8 protein-coding genes are annotated in these 16250 nt (G+C 46.8%); all 8 read right to left on the bottom strand.

Annotation, left to right across the window (positions count from 1 at the left end):
* The coding region (locus tag WH37_RS03905; RefSeq protein ID WP_046229258.1) for an Ig-like domain-containing protein at positions 1-2068 on the bottom strand (2068 nt) is incomplete at its 3' end.
* A gap of 160 nt (positions 2069-2228) precedes the next feature.
* Positions 2229-8009 (bottom strand): LamG-like jellyroll fold domain-containing protein, encoded by a 5781-nt coding sequence (locus WH37_RS03900; protein WP_046229257.1) that lies wholly within the window; start codon positions 8007-8009, stop codon positions 2229-2231.
* Between the two features lie 355 nt (positions 8010-8364).
* Positions 8365-10755: an alpha-L-arabinofuranosidase C-terminal domain-containing protein gene (locus WH37_RS03895; protein ID WP_046229256.1), complete on the bottom strand. Its 2391-nt coding sequence runs from the start codon at positions 10753-10755 to the stop codon at positions 8365-8367.
* Positions 10756-10786: 31 nt separating this feature from the next.
* Positions 10787-11245, bottom strand: a complete 459-nt coding sequence (locus WH37_RS36290; protein ID WP_231594115.1) for a hypothetical protein — start codon at positions 11243-11245, stop codon at positions 10787-10789.
* A gap of 44 nt (positions 11246-11289) precedes the next feature.
* On the bottom strand, positions 11290-12225 hold the full coding sequence (locus WH37_RS03890) for a glycosyl hydrolase family 28 protein (RefSeq protein WP_231594114.1): 936 nt from the start codon (positions 12223-12225) through the stop codon (positions 11290-11292).
* A gap of 213 nt (positions 12226-12438) precedes the next feature.
* Positions 12439-13347 carry a response regulator transcription factor gene (locus WH37_RS33325; protein WP_052736793.1) on the bottom strand — a complete coding sequence of 303 codons (909 nt, stop codon included), beginning with the start codon at positions 13345-13347 and terminating at the stop codon, positions 12439-12441.
* Entirely contained in the window at positions 13340-15082 is a 1743-nt protein-coding gene (locus WH37_RS03880) for a sensor histidine kinase (RefSeq protein ID WP_177218050.1), read from the bottom strand. Before WH37_RS03880 ends, WH37_RS33325 begins: the two co-directional genes overlap by 8 nt.
* Positions 15083-15295: 213 nt before the next feature.
* Positions 15296-16249, bottom strand: coding sequence for a glycoside hydrolase family 43 protein (locus WH37_RS03875; RefSeq protein WP_231594113.1), 954 nt, complete (start codon positions 16247-16249; stop codon positions 15296-15298).
* Between the last annotated feature and the right edge of the window lies 1 nt (position 16250).

The raw sequence follows: 16250 nt of genomic DNA, 5'->3' as shown, positions 1-16250 counted from the left end.
TTCCGTTATTTCCGTAGCCGGACGAGTCCGCGGCTGTAGTACCGCTCGTTTCGTCAAATTTATACCAGGTATTTAAGTTGGTATCCATGACTACTTTTACGGCGGCATTGTAAGTCTGTCCATTGTAGGCAGCTGTAATCGTAGCTGTACCTAAACTTAAACCCGTAACTACGCCTCCTGCATTCACTGTTGCCACGACCGGGTTAGATGAAGAATAACTCGCCTGAGCTGTAAGATCCTGAACGCTCCTATCAAAATCCATGACCGTTAATGCCGTCGTATGCGTATCATTCAGCATAATGGTATAACTGCTTGCATCCAAAACCGGAACTCCGGTTCCTCCCGTTGCCGCGGATACGACAGCTGACGTCGATCCCCCGGCTACGCTTACCTGATAATAGTAAATCGTATTCGATTCTAACCCGGTATTGCTATAAGAGGCTGCTGTAATTGGTGCACTATTAATCTTTGTATAAGTTCCATCTGCTGTTATTGATCTATATAAGTTATATCCTAGTGCTCCCGGTACAGCCGTCCAACTTAAGTTGATCGTAGCCGGGCCTGCTGCCGTTGCCGTCAAGCCCGATATTGAGCCTAAAGTGATCTGGTTGCTCAAGCCGACAGTTTGTGCTGCATCAGGTGTGTACAACAAAGTAGCAAGCGGATAATCCTTTGCTGCAACTTCCGGCATTCCCGTTTCATAGGCATAGGCCAGGTATTTATATTTTTCTTGGGTCATATCCCTTTGTTCAATATATTTATAATAGTTATATAAAACACTTAAGTAAGGATCGATTCTGCCCCTGCCGTCCGGGTTGATCTTGTCATAATATGCGGCTCCGGCTGTGTATCCGTCCGAGTACGCAGGGGTCCATAAAACATCATGACCAAGATGATACTTCAGAGTGTATGTCACTCCTGCCAATAACCGATCATCTAGGAAATTGAATACATTGACCGCATTCGAAGCAGTAGAAATCGTTCCATTCATCGGGTCAACTTTCGTACCTTGGGCATCGATGGTTTTCACCAATGTAGACAGTCCACCCACATTGCCATAAGTATGTCCCGCATCGCGCCCCATTTCCATTAACTGCACGTGGTAATCCAATGGAGCCAACGGTTCTCCTGTTATTTCATTTGCCGTCATCCAACGCATCTGATGCTTGATCGAACCGTTTCTTCCTCCCGGGTTACCTGCTGAGTTAACTGTCGTTGCTTCCACGGCCTCCGCATAAAGCTGCAGGTCATTGTTGAAGATAGCTCGCGCAATCATCCCCATGATGGCAAACTGATGCTGATTCATGAAGAAATTATGGGCTTGATTAGGATCCTCAGGTTGATCATAAGTGTTTCTAAGAAGCTCCATCATATTTGTGAAATTTTGAGTATCGGTATCCGACCATTTCAGACTCTGCGTCGGCGTATCGGAATAGCGCAAAATTTCTGCCGCTGCCGCAAGCAAATAAGTCGACGTTGCAAAACGGAAGTTCGTATGTTTAACAACAGACTGTATTGCTGCGTAATTTCTGATGATCGTCATGGCATTCGAGCGATACGTTTCATTACCGGTAACATACCACATAATCGCCTGTATGAAAGCGGTTTCGGAATCTGTATTGGCCCGAGTACCTACATAATCGCTGGGATTGGACCGATATACACCGTTTGCGTCCGTAAAGGCCCATGGACCCGGAATATTGACGAATAAATCATACCCGGATTCATAATAAATTCTTGGATTTTCGCTGGATTGGGGTTTGCTGGAAAAGGTATTAAATGCCGTGTTCCAAGGCTCGTCGCCCGCTCTTACATGATCGCGCATATTGTCCAAATCTGCCTGTCTCATTGCAATGCCCGGATGGTGGATGATTGCCGATATCGTGTTCCCGGAAGAATCAATATAAGAAGCATTGACATCGGTATTTACGACCTGAGGCTTGTAAGAAGTAATAAGCGGCGAAATAGCCGCTTTCGCTGTCTGGCCGCCAACGAAGATAACGCCCGAAACGACCAACATAGCGCAAAGAATGCAGGAAACAAATTGTCGAAAACGCTTTCTACTCATTATTTTATTACCCTCCTTTTATTCTTTTTCCATGAAAATATTGCAATTCCGCCCCCGATTTATTAAAGGAGGAAGGCATTAAGGCCTTCCTCCCGAAACTAGTACGATTATTAATAATATCCTAATTGACCATTGTTGCCTGAATGACCGGACCGAAACCTTACTTGGTCACAGTAACAGTCATCGTATCGCTGGAGATTGCACCAGCATAGTTGATGAGTTCCGCGCGATATTCATATATGCCAATCGTCCGATCCGTAATAGCGGTTACTGCCGATTGGGCAGACGGTGTATTGCTCGTCAACTCTTGCGTATGGATGAGAACGCCATTTTCGAACAAATTGTACGTTGTACCATTGGTGCCCCACCACATATTCATGCTGACATTGAAATCCCCGTCGCCGTCCCAGTTATTTACAGATAATACCGGTTTGGCCGGCGCTGCATGCGTTACGTTTACCGTGTGCGTACTGCTTGTTGTTGTCCCATACGCGTTGGTCAGCTCCACGCGATAGGCATAGGTCCCATTCAGCTTATTTGCAATGGAAGTTATCGCTTTCTGAGCGCTCGGGGAGTCATCCTTTAAAATTTTGGTATCGATTAATACGTCATTCTCGTAAAGCTTGTAGATCCTGCCATTATTTCCGTACCACATATTCATAATAATATTGTAATTGCCGTCCTGCTGACCTGTATCATCCCCATTGTCGTCGGACAGAACTGGTTTGCCTGGTACACCTGTGCTCTTTGCAGGGATATTGTTTACTGTCGCGGCAACTGATCCTTGGTTTCCGGCCGCATCAACAAACTCGAATGTGAAGCTGCCATTCCTAATGAACGTATAACTTTCTGAACTGCCATTGTTTGTAATGGATACCGGCTCGCTTGGCGTAATCGTTGCTATCACAGTATGATCTATCGTGGACGGTCCATTGTAAGCCACGGTTGCCGTTGGAGAGATCTTGTCGATATTGCCGACCGCATAGCTGCTGACATTCGAAACATTGCCCACAGCATTCGTTCCCCGTGCAAACACCGTAACGTTTTCGGACATAACCACCGGACCACCGTACGCGATCCATTCGCCACTGTCGCCTACTTTGTATTCCTTCACCGCAGTGTCATTCGGATAGCTGATCGTTAAGGTGACGTCGCCGTTGGTCGGGTCCGTAACGTCTGCAACGAAAGTTGCATCAGCAGGAGCTGAGATATTTCTGAACACCGCCTTCAAATGCCAGTCTCTGACTACATTGTACGTTTTTCCGCCGCCCAAATAACCGCCTGAATAGGTTGTCAGGTTGAACACGGGGTATTCCGACCATAAATAATCTGCCGTCATCCCATAGGTAATCGTCGGCTCCACCCATTTGACGAATTCATAGCCTTCAGCCGGCTTCGCCACCACGGTAACGGACGTTTGATCGCCATGCACCGTCAGCGAGGTTCCCTCATTTCCTGTCGGTGCTGGAGCAGGAGGAAGGCCGTTCGAATTGACATAAACCAAGGTCGTTCCTGCCGCGGGATCACTCGACGATGTCGTGATCGTATACGTAGGATCGTAGCGCTTCAGATCCTCGCCGACTTTCCCAAACATACGCAGTTCCGATATATTTCCATACCAGGCTCCTCCATAAATGCGGAAATATCGGAAGGCGTAATCCTTAAATTGATCCTTCACTTTAATCGGCTGCCAGATATCATAGCTATAGCCCTTCGATGTTTCGGAAATTATTCGCCAGTTTACTCCATCATCAGAAGCACTTACACTCACAGCTGCTGCCCTGCCAGGAAAGCCGCTACGGTTCAAAATTTCGATTCGGTCAAGCTGCATCAGCTTGTTACTGTTGCTCGTGCCGAAATCAATGTCGTAGTAACCGTAAGCGTTACCATTATATCTTACGTCGGCGAAGGTTGATATTTTGCCATCGAACAAGTAAGTAGCTTCAGTCGCTTCCAACGTATTGCTTGAACCGCTTAATTGTGCTTCAGCTCTCACATTAATCTCATTGGAAGTATTGGAAATCAACACTTTCTGGGACACTTGTGCGTTATTCACATTCGTAATGTATTTCTCCGGGTAGCTGTAGACAGTATAGGCTGGTGTACCGTCTGCAAAGGTATAATCAATGGAAAGCTCAGCATAGCCTGACTTCGATCCGGCATGAACAACATACTCAGCGGTATAGGAACCATCCCCGTTATTTGTCACGCCAACCGCCTCACCCTGAATGGTCGCCCGAATATTGCCGATCTGTTCATCTGCTTTGAATGTGAGAATCACCTTATCGCCTATGACGGCACTAGGCGGAATATCGAGCGTATCCTGGACAGGCGAAACAGCTTCCAGTTTCAAGCTTATATCTTTCACCACATTGCCCGTTTCAAAGCGTTCGCCAAAAATATGGAGATCAGAGATATAGAACGGTTGGTCCTCCGTATAATCATCCTTGTTTAATACGCCGGCGGTAAGATCCTTCATTCTAAAATAACGGAATCCGGTATTTTTGTACTCGTCTTTTACCGTATAAGTGAACCAATCTGTGGTATATTCCGACATATCGTCGGAGATTCGCACCCAGTTCGTATAGTCATTGGATGCCAAAATGATTGCTCCCTCTGACCGTGCCGGGAAGCCAAAGTCGGGCAACATCAGGAACTTGCTGGGCTTTACCTTAAAATTCTCACCGAAATCCAATGTAAACTGCTTCTCGTCAACTATCCATCTGATGGGAATACCTGCGCCACCATAGTCTACTAAAAATGCCGGATTGACATTGGGGCTGTCCGGCGCCCCGACTGCGATCCCCGTTAAATCAAGGGCTCCATCCGCTATCAACGGATTTAACAGGCGCAACCCGCTAACAGCTACCTTCAAATCAAGCAATGCCTGATTCATGGCAGCCGCGTCGCCGGATTCGACAAGAGTCAGCGCAGCTTCATACTTCGTCCGGAATACGGTATAGCTAGCTGTTTCATACACTTGAGCAGGATCATAAGCTTGGATTACATTTTTAATCGCTTCACTATAGCTGCCTGTGACCGAGACGGTGACCGCCAAAATATTCATGGCTGTGCCATTAGATGCCGACACATAGAATGAATAATCACCCATTGGGATGGATGCCGGAATGTTCCCCGACAGTATGCCGTTGCTATCTACGGTCATATTTGCATGGCTAACAAATTCGGTGTTATCTTCGACTATGCTGTATGTTATGGTTTGTCCTGCATTGCTTGCGGAATTGGACAAATCATATTGCAGCCGCGCCGACGTATAAGAGTCCAGTTGCAGCTCGTTTACGGCTCCCTTGAAGAGAGGGGCTTTCACCGTTGTGCTGTTGAGCAATAGATGATCAAACTCGACATATTCCCCCGTCTTGCCGTATACATTGAAATAGATCATGGAGTCTGCTTGGAAAGCGGTGCTAGGCACACTTGCCAAGTTGACGATCACATACTTCCATTCCCCTCCGGTATCGGGCAGGTTAACCGTGGCGAACGGCTCTTTGCCAATATCGCCATGGAACTTCAGCGTCGTAATCGCATTGCTCTTGATTCGGAACGCCAAGTCACCATTACGCCAGATGCCCACACTAGGAACAGCGAATAGGGAGCCGGCTTCTTCGGCCTCGATGAGGATCGAATCGTTTGTTCTCGTAATGCCGCTGTCTAACGGGGTAAAATGTGTTTCAAACTGGTACGGAACCGTGCTCCCATTCTCATGGGCAATAACAGCAGGTACGGGTGTGCCTAAAGCGCCATCAGGAATATAGAGCCACAAATCGCTGGTTCTCAAACCATAAATTTCCCAATACTTATTCATCGCTTCTGCTACATACTTAAAGTCGGGATTGTTATCCGTATAGCCCTTGCCATATTTATAGATGTAGTAGTAGTCCTCGCTGGCGCCGAGGCGTCCCCGTCTGTCTGCGCTAACCGAATTATTCAAGCCGTCATTGAATGGAATAGCGTATCCCAGGTTGTATTTATAATAGGTATTGACGCCTTTGATAAGCCGGTCGTTCAAGAAGGAATAGACGTCCACTCCATCACTGGCCACAGTAGCTGTCCCGTTGACCGGGTCGAGTGAAGTGCCTTGTGCCGAAATGATTTGAGCCAGAATGGACAAGTTCATCACGTTATCGAACGAATGCGGTTGATCCCTTACCATTTCTTTGACCGCCACGACAGGCTCGTCCAGCACATTCCCTTTGCTGTCCGTGGAGTATTCAAACATGGCGTTGGCTATCGCACCGTTATGGTATGCGTGCCCAGATGGAGTGCTGGCGTTTATTGTCGCCCACTCTAACACACGCTCGTAATCCGCCTTGCTATCCATGAAAACATAGGAGGATAATGTTGCCATGACAGAAGTTTGGTGTTGATTCATCCAGTTGGTATTTCGCTCCATCCAGAGACTTAGCGCCGGTTTCTGAAAGTTATCGCTATATTTTTGTGAATACTCATCCTTCCATTTCAGCTCTTCGTGTCCTGTACTCGTATAACGCAGCAATTCCGCGGCCGCATTCATATAGTACATGGGTCGTCCCTGATGAATATGCGCATCCGTCACATACTTCGCTTTGGACGGATCCAGGCTGCCCCACAGCAGGACGATCCGCATCGCTTTTTCCCGATAGTCGGGATCCCCTGTCATGAAATACATGATCGCCTGATAGTACGCTGCAAGGGCATCCTGCGTCATTGCCCCATTAAAGAGGCTGGTGCTATAGCTGTCATAGGTGTAGTTCGCCTCAAGCGCGTCAAAACCGGCGGACGGATTTTTATCGATTCTAATCCCGTACGATTTGGACGCGAACGAACTGGCCGCAAAATTTTCGAAATAACCGTACCACGGCTGTTCTTTGTTGCGGATATGCTCCCGTATGCGAAACAGATCCGCTGGCGCTACACTGACGGCAGGATGAATAAGCTCTGTACCCGTGTTGTTGACGAAGGTCGGCAAGGGCTCGGCGAGACCCTGAATCGCTGCAAGCAATTCTGCTGCCATGGCGTCAATCTGATCTTGAGTCGCTTCCCGATCTGCTTTCAACGCCAGTGCGCGACTGTTTGTTTCCAGCAGTATAGCCCAAGTTTCATCCGAGTAGTATTGCTGTCCGGCCACAATCATATTGGCGGCTTGATGAAGCACGGAGTTAAACTGGGTCCCCTTATATACCCTCTCAATCTCGGCCGCGCTTAAGGCATAGTCGTAGATACTGAATTCATCAATCAAGCCGTTAAACAACGGATCACTAGCGAACTGGCTTTTCCCGATATAGTTCAAATTCGGCGCAAAATCACTTGGCTTAATCGCAACATTGCTATTCGTTGCTTTTGCTTCCCCGTTTACATAAAGTGTAGCTTCTCCACCGCCCAGCGTCAGGGCCACATGAGTCCACTGTCCTACTGGGAGCTGTGCCGTATCCAAAACTTTCTCGGAGCCGCCGTTTATAATGGCGAACCGCATAAGTGTCCCTCTTTTCGGTGTCAGGAACATATAATTGCTTGTGCCTTTGCCGAAGTCAAAAATCCTCTGCCAGTTGCTTCCTCCATTCCATTTCACCCATGTAGATATTGTAATGGCTTCATAGTCTGACATCGGATGCTCAGCCGGCAGCGTCACGTAAGAGGATGTTCCATTCAGCTGGATGGCTTGCCCGACTACCCCGTCCACGTATGCGGGAGTGCCGGTGACCGTACCGTTAACCGATCCGTCAGAGCTATTGGCGTTCCCTTCAAACTCGTAAACGATCGGCTTCGGGGTACTTTCGTAAGTTGACTCCGTGACAGTCTGCTCGTAAGTTGATTCCGTAACCGTTACGCCTGAACCTGCGGATTCTTCGCCTTGCACAGGCAATGCAAGAGAGAACAGCATGATCAGGGATAGAATCAGGGCTATCAGCCTGCGCGATTGCATAATAACATTTACGATTTTCATTTCGTTCCTCCAATTTTAAAATTTCTTCAAATTACTCTCTTCCCCTAAACCATTACAATTAAGAAAACGCTTACAGTTCCAATCATAAAAATCACCCCCTATCAATGGTTCTTATAACCAAAAATGTAGAGACAATTTACCGAAATGTTTATATGTTGGCTTCTTCTACAAAATAATAATACTTCGAATCACTTGACTAACCATCATGTCAGTTGTTTTCATATCTTTCACCAGTTGTCCATTACCCGGGTTGTAGTCTCACATCATGAGAATGATGCCGTACTGAACAGCATCATTCTCAGAATTGTTATTCAATCGAAATCCTAAGTGGATTCTATCGAAAAATGAAGAGCGATCATCCTTTCCTAACGCGGAACACAGTAACTGAATGCTTAGGGAACTCGTAGCTTACTTGATTGCCTGACGTTTGCATCCTCTTATACTTGGGTACAATTTTTGCCGGCGCCTCCAAGCTGTTCATCTCATCCAGACCGTAACCAGACATATCATATACATCGATCAAAAGGCTGTCCGAATGCAAGTCGGCAAATTGGAGCTGCGCTTGAACGTCGACATCATGTACGTTCACGGCTTTGACAATCACATCTCCGGTTGCCTCTTCAATACTGGCAGAACAGTATAGGGGTTCAATGACTGGTGCAATGTGTTCCGTATCATTGATCAAAGCGCCGTCGACATAGGTGCGTATCCTCCGTCCATCTACTCGCACTTCCAGGTGATATTCCACGCCAGTCTCCGGCGAGAACAGGCTTTGCGTCAGACAACCTCTGTACCCTTTCGAGCCGGCATGAACCATCGATTCCTGATTGGAGTGGCTGCCCGCTTCCCACACCACATAATTGGCTTCATCCTGAAACCCGAAAAACATGATAAATCCTCTCGAACCATTTTTCCTTATCGCCTTCATGCTCAGCGAATAGCTCTTCAAGCCAGTTTCGCCAACTACCGCATTGCGGCCAAATTCGGAACGGTGGCGTCGATCTTCTTCCGTCTCGCCTATTTCGACCTTGTCCGTCAGCGTCCTCACTTCACCAGTCTCGTGGTTAATCAAGCGAATATCGCGGTAAACAACTTCATTGAGATTCGCCCCCACGAGCAGCTTGCCTTCAATTCGTTCTTTATTGCCGGCAGGCTGGGCCGGAACTGCGAACCCGTCGGTAACCATGCGCAGCAAATGGTCTCCTTGATGGTGCATGAACATTTGCTGCACATAATAGTTGGCCGTACCGAAAACTTGATGATTATTGAACCAAATCAAATCCGGTTTCCAGTTCACATAATCGATGTTGCAAAGAAGCGGCGCATAACACGCCAATCCGACGGCATGAGCATTCTTCTCGAGTCCGGTCATAAACGCGGCTTCCGCAAGCGCGTTGTAGTATGTATTGCCCCATGAAGCGTATTCCCCGAGGAACACCTTAGGATCGTCGGCGCTGAATGAATCATATCGGTGATAATGAGCCAGCAACCAGTCCGGAGATTGATAATAATGTTCGTCCACGAAATCCGAGCCGTTGTCCCGCGCGGAACGCCATCCGCGTTCATATTCGCCCCCGGCAGCGAACGGCCCACTTGAATTGATAATCTGAATGTCGGGATATTTCGCTTTAATCGCCTGATGGAAATAAGTATACCGCTCGAAGAACTGCTCCCCGATCTCTTCATTGCCAATACCGATATACTCCAGGTTGAAAGGCTCTGGATGCCCGAGCAGCGCGCGCAAGCTGCCCCACTCGGTCGAAGCGTCGCCGTTCGCGAATTCGATCAGATCGAGTGCATCGTCAATCCATGGTCCCAGCTCATCAATCGGAACATAGCGTTGGCTATGCGGATCAGAGCCCGCAGGCAAAATTGGAATGGGCTTTGCTCCAATATCTTCGCAAAATTGAAAATACTCGAAATAACCGAGCCCCAGCGTCTGATGATATCGCCAGTTGTTCTTGCGCGGCGGTCTTTGTTCGACAGGCCCGATCGTGTTTTTCCATCTGTACATGGAGTCGCGGTCCCCGGCGTTTAACGAGCCGTCATGAATAAGGCAACCGCCAGGGAAACGCATAAATTTCGGCTTCAGATCGGCCAACATTGTCGCGATGTCGTCTCGCAGTCCCCCCGGTCTGTTCCGAAACGTCTTGGTCGGGAAGAGCGAGATCATGTCCAAATATAGGGTGCCATTTCCCTTAGTCACAACTGCCAACCTGCCGCTGAAGTCGGTAGCCGATGAAGCAACGACAACCTCGTATTTCGTCCACTCCGATGTAACCATTACCTTCGCTTCGCCGTATACCGTACCGTCAATCCCTTCCAGCCTTACGGCTACAGGCTCATCGAAGCTTGCGCTCCGCCTGGCGTACATGGAGAACGTATACGTTTCGCCTTCGCGATATGGCAATCCCGAATTGAAGCCCAGATTTTTGATGCCTACTCCTTCTCCAGCCTCTATGATCTCAACCGCAACGTAATGAGGGTTGCGTGGATGAATAGGGTGCTCCTGCTCCACTTGTATGCTGCTTTTCCCTTCTCCAAGCTCTACCTTCTCCCACGCGGTTAAGCCATCATAATCATGCCGGTCAATCGGATCGAATTCGAAAGAACGGTTTCGAACCATCTCGGCGTATAGACCACCATCCGCGGCATGATTGATATCCTCGAAAAAAATGCCGAATAGATCGCCCAAAGCAGCCCCCTGGTCTTTTGTATAAATCAAAATTTTTCCCGTATTGCCCATTGTCCTTCTTCCCCTCATTTACATTGTCTGTTTATTTCTTGACGAATACGATATTGCGGACATAACCGTTTATATCAAGAGCTCGGTGGCCGTTTCCTTCCACGCGTTCATCCCCGAACCGTAAGTTATCGAACAAGACGCCATCTACAATACGTTCATTATCGAACCCATGTATTCGGGACGGATGCGGCGTTTTACCAGCGTAATGAATGTCTCGAAATACAACATTTTCGATTCGATTGCCAGGCACGGGATTATAATCCTCGTTATGAACGACGCGGATATCGAGCAATTGCCCCTGCTCGATCGCTTCGACGCGAATGTTCTCGAATACAACATTCCGAACTGTATTCCGGTCCCCCGCGTTAATAGCCATGGCTCCCCAATAGTTGGGTTGAGGTTCATGGTGTTCAAGAATGTCAATATTTTCGAATCGAAGCTCTTCGATAACATCGCCATTGCGGTGATGATCTCCATGCGTGCCAATCATGATGGGATGAGCAACATCGGCCCAAAGAATGGAATTCCGTACCGTTACCCCCTGGTGTCCCCGTAGAAATCCCAGCGCGAACCGTAGACGGCTATGCAATCGTCTGAATTCCGCATGAAGATATCGTCAATGTGAATCCGCTCGCTTGACATGATATCGATGCCATCCGACCAGCCTCGCGTGCTGAACGACTTGAAATTCCAGATCGAGATTCCTTGCGATTTGCCAATAAAAACGCTGTAATGCGGCGGGTCGATGACCGTAATCCCTTCTATCGCAATGTTCTCGGAGAAGATGACCCGAACACCCCGAAATGCCGAAAAACGAGGGAAATCAGCTAGGTAGATAAACCCGCGCCCGCGAATGACAACGTCCCGCACATGATCGCATACGATCGAGCCGACGAGAATAGCGCCGCCTGCGATATAGACCGTCTTGCCCGATGAAACGGGAAGCACCGTCTCTTCGATATAGTGCATGCCCGGTGCAAAATACAAAATATCAGGAGCTTGACGTTCGTTCGTACTATTATTGAACTGTTGTAAAATATCTGGTAAGCGATGAATTCCCGGCTGAATCGCGAGCACATTCGAATCGTCGGGATTCGGAGCATCCGTCTCCATAGGGTTCGCAAATAGATGCAAATTGCCGAACCGTTCGCCATTGCATTCGATAACTAGCTTTCTTGGTTGATTAAGCGTCAATCGAATGGTGTCTTCTTCGACTGCGTAACGAATAGAATGCGACAAAGGACGAATAGCAACATCCTTCAGTTCACCTCGACGGTACGTAATTTCCGCTTCGACAGTTCCCTCCATATCGAAACTAGACATGGATGCTTCCCGCACATCGTGCATATCTACCTTGACCTTATAGACAGGCACATGCTGCCAAGCCTCGCCGGGAACCCGCACCTTTACTTTAAAATCATCTAGCAAAACCGCCCCCTTCGGGGCAGCATAGGTCACTACGCTGCTCACTCGCCATACACCTCGCTAATCCCATTTATTGAAAGCGCTTTACAAGTTATCATATATAAAATCTTTCCGCATGAGTATTTAGCTCAATTAGGGAAATATGGACAATTTATTGTTTAATTGTGTTGCTTGTCTAATAGTGCTAATGATCGTCCATGTTCTCCTAATCATTATCAATAGTAAAGAAAAAATCCCGTCGATGACGGGATTTGAAAGTCAGTATAGAGTTGATGCCCGATAGCTGCTTGGGGTCGTTCCCTTCGCTCGCTTAAAGATTCGGGTAAAATAAAAATAGTCGCTGTATCCCGACTGCTCCGCAACCTCATTAATCGGCAAATCCGTTTCCGACAAAAGGCGGCAAGCATAATCCATTCGCAGCGCGGTTATATATTGCGTAAAGGTCGTACCCATTTCTTTCCTAAACAATTGACTAATATAATTGGCGTTGACATTAAAATGCTCAGATAAAAATGAAATCGTAAGGTCTTCGCGATAATGCTCGTCAACATATTGCAATATGCCTTTGAATGACCTGTTCCTTACTTGCTGAGCTCCCGGCCGCGATTTGCTTGACATCGTACCGTCGCAAACGGGGGGGGAGAAGCACAATCCAGCCGTAAAGTTCCGATCCACCTCTTCACTCTTCTGAATGATTCCCGCGGCAAGCAGCATTTTCTTTAGCTGCTCCGCATATTCCGGAGATCCCGTTTCCAAGTATTCAAAGATATTTACGTCTTTGGTCATTTCTTTATCTTTTATGAGTTTTGCGGCATTCTTGAGAAAACCGGAAATTTCGATTTCGTCAAACGGCTTTAAGCAATAGCCGAAAGCTCCGTAGTTGATCGCTTTTTGGGCAAGCGCAAATTCGGCATATCCACTGAGCACGATGACCAGCGCCCTAGAAGATGTATCCTTTAACTGCTTGATAAGCTCCAATCCACTAATCCCGGGCATACGAATATCAGTAAAAACAAGGTGCGGTTCGATTGCCTGAATCGCATCGAATGCCTCCGACCCGCTTAATGCGTAACCGGTTATTTCGAATCCGTACGCCCCCCAATCGACGCTTGCGATCAAGCTTTTAATGACCAGCTCCTCATCATCAACAAGAAACACTTTATACATCGTTATCCCTCCGAAGCGGTAGATTAATGACCGCCATCGTTCCAGTGTCATATTTGCTTGTAATGGTTATACCAAATGCTTCGCCATAGTTCAGTTTGATCCGGTTATTGACGTTAACGAGACCGATATTCGTCCTCTGATCGTCCGTCATATCCTGTATAACCGACAATTTGGACTTCAGCGCTCGAAGCTGCTCCTCGTCTATGCCTATTCCATTGTCTGAAATGGACAGCACAAGGTTCCCCTCAAGTTGTTCGACAGTAATCTCGAGAAGCCCGTTCCCAGTCCTTTGCTCGATACCGTGAAATATGGCGTTCTCAACCAGCGGCTGAAGAATCATCTTCGGAACTTTGTGGGACAACAAGTCATCGGGAATACAATAGGTGACGCGAAACCGGTTGCCGAACCGGATTTGCTGGATGTGTACATGGCTTTTGACCAACGTCAATTCTTCCTGCAGCGTTACAAAATCCGTGCCTTTGATGCTGTATCGAAAAACGAAAGCAAGCGCTTTCACCATATGAAAGATTTTATCCGAACCTTCCTCTACGGCCAATCCTTTGATTGACTCAAATGTATTATATAAAAAATGCGGATTGATCTGGCTTTGCAGAAATGCCAATTCAGACTGCTTCTTTACAAGCTCAGCGCGATAAAGCTTCGTATTGCTATCGAGCAGTTGCCTGGTTAACGTATCAATCTCATCCAGCATGCGATTGAAATCGCTTGCCATGCTGGTGATCTCGGCATATCCCTGAAGGCTGATTCGGTTATTTAGATTGCGAAGATGCCCCAGCTTAAAGTCGTTCATGAATCGCATTAACTTTTTCAGTGGACGCAAAATATTGTTGATGACAAGTAAAAACGGAATAGACAGCACCAGCAAGGAAGCAAGCAGGATCAGCAACGATTGCTTGCGGATATCTTCCAGCCCCCGCAGCAATTCGCTTTTCGGTAGCTTGAACACAAGCTCTCCCCCAATATCAGGAATTTCCCCCCTCTGAATATAAAAGCTGGAGTCCGAATCGGCAGAACTGATCTGTGAATAAGGCGTGCCTGTCTTTACTTCTTCATCATTGGTATAGAACACTTTCCCGTTGCGGTCCAATGCATAAAGCTTGCTCCCTCCCATATTAACCATACTAGGCGGCGATCCTAATATAGTCTTGGCATCTAGCACGATCAATATAACGCCGTATCTCTTGTTGTCATCGAAATCTATCGTCGGATTAATGGGACTGCCCACTATTAAAACATCCCGGTTGATGTTATGAATTTGCAGCTTTTGCACACCTGTAAAATTAAAAAATTGATTTTTAGGTATTTCATCTATAAACGGAGTCAGAATATTGACATCTCCATTTAAAATAAACGTTGTTCCGTCGCCGCCGATCAAGGCAATATCCAGTATTCCGTCCTTCATGTTCCTCATGTCTGCCATATAGCTCATTAATTGCGTATACTGGGTATATTTTTTGACAGGATCCTTCTCGTTCAAATATGGCTGCACAATTTTTGGATTGTAAGCGATGCTTAGTAAGATTCGTTTAATTGCATCGGTGTTGGAAGCGATGGTCTGATTAATTTGAGCAATCATCTCCATATGATATTCGCTGTTTTTCTTCTCCACAACTTGAGCTGCTTTCAAATAATTGGTATATACAATGACCAAGACAATGACGAATATAATAGCTACAAGAACGGAAAGCTGAATCCCAATCGGCAAGCTCTTCAAAGCCTTCCTGCTCCTCGCGAACTTTAAACTGAACATCTCAACACAACCTCTTGTCAATTTTGCCTTTTCTGTACTTGGAAGTAGTATCTATTTATGATTGCATGATGAAGCGCCAATTGTAAAGGAAAAAGCTTCGTGCCGCTCAGGGAATAACCGACAAAAACAGGAATAGGCAGCATCGCTGTCCATCCCTGCTCGGTCAATCATGTATGGCTAGTATTTCGAAGGAATCTTTTGGTAGGATTTCAATATTTCGTATTCCTCCATCGTAATGGTCAGAATTGTACCGTGCTTGAAGCCATATGGGAATGTAAAGGATTTGTCCGATCTTACGAACTGCCCGCTTGCCAAACTGTTTGCAATAAACGGCACATACCCTTGTTGCTCTGCCGAACAACCGTAGAAATCCAGGAACAGGCACCATTTTCCGTCTTCCAATTTTACCGCCGTTGGCGCTTCATATAATCCAGCCTCTACATCTTCCATACTTTTATCAAACGTATCCACTCGCTTGAATGGACCGGTTATATCCTCCGACTTCATTAGAATATTTTTGCCGGGGTTTTGTTCGCTCTTTAAGAACATATAATAGCTTCCGTCTTCCTCGTACATTGCGGAGTCGATGACACCGCTGTCTTCTTTTTGATATAACAATTGAGCTTTGGTGAAATTTTTGAAATCTTTGGTACGGGAATAGAAAATTCCCTTGAATCCATAATTGTTGCGAGCATGAGCCGACGACCAATGAATAACGTAGTCATCTTGTTTGTTGTCATATATAATGTCAGGTGCCCATAAACAGCCGAAATCTTCATCTCCGAGCTTGATCATCCTCTGCTCCGACCAATGAATCAAGTCTTCCGACTCCCAAAGTGACAGACATTTGCTCCCGTTACGGGCGGCTTCGCCCCATGAATGGTTATATTGATTCAGCATACCGTATGACAAACTTAAATCTGTGGCCAGAATAACGAACTTGCCTTCCTTTGTTCTCGTTATTGTAAAATCTCTGACGCCTTTGTCGCCGTAATAACTCCACAACACTGGATTTCCGTCATTCACTTTCTCCCAGTTAAAGCCATCCGTGCTGACACCGAAGTAAACCTGCTCACCATCCGGCGTTCTCTTTTCTTTAAAATGCACAAATAAATAAGCCTGCATATTCATT

The organism is Paenibacillus algorifonticola (assembly GCF_000971975.1).
In the GTDB taxonomy this organism is placed as follows: Bacteria; Bacillota; Bacilli; order Paenibacillales; family Paenibacillaceae; genus Pristimantibacillus; species Pristimantibacillus algorifonticola.
Note: the sequence above shows the minus strand (reverse complement) of the source record. Positions and strands in the feature narration are given on the sequence as shown.

Bases quoted from the DNA above. Each gene is read 5' to 3' on its own strand.
- WH37_RS03900 (WP_046229257.1), bottom strand. From the start codon at position 8,009: ATGAAAATCGTAAATGTTATTATGCAATCGCGCAGGCTGATAGCCCTG.
- WH37_RS03895 (WP_046229256.1), bottom strand. From the start codon at position 10,755: ATGGGCAATACGGGAAAAATTTTGATTTATACAAAAGACCAGGGGGCT.
- WH37_RS36290 (WP_231594115.1), bottom strand. From the start codon at position 11,245: ATGATTGGCACGCATGGAGATCATCACCGCAATGGCGATGTTATCGAA.
- WH37_RS33325 (WP_052736793.1), bottom strand. From the start codon at position 13,347: ATGTATAAAGTGTTTCTTGTTGATGATGAGGAGCTGGTCATTAAAAGC.
- WH37_RS03875 (WP_231594113.1), bottom strand. From the start codon at position 16,249: ATGAATATGCAGGCTTATTTATTTGTGCATTTTAAAGAAAAGAGAACG.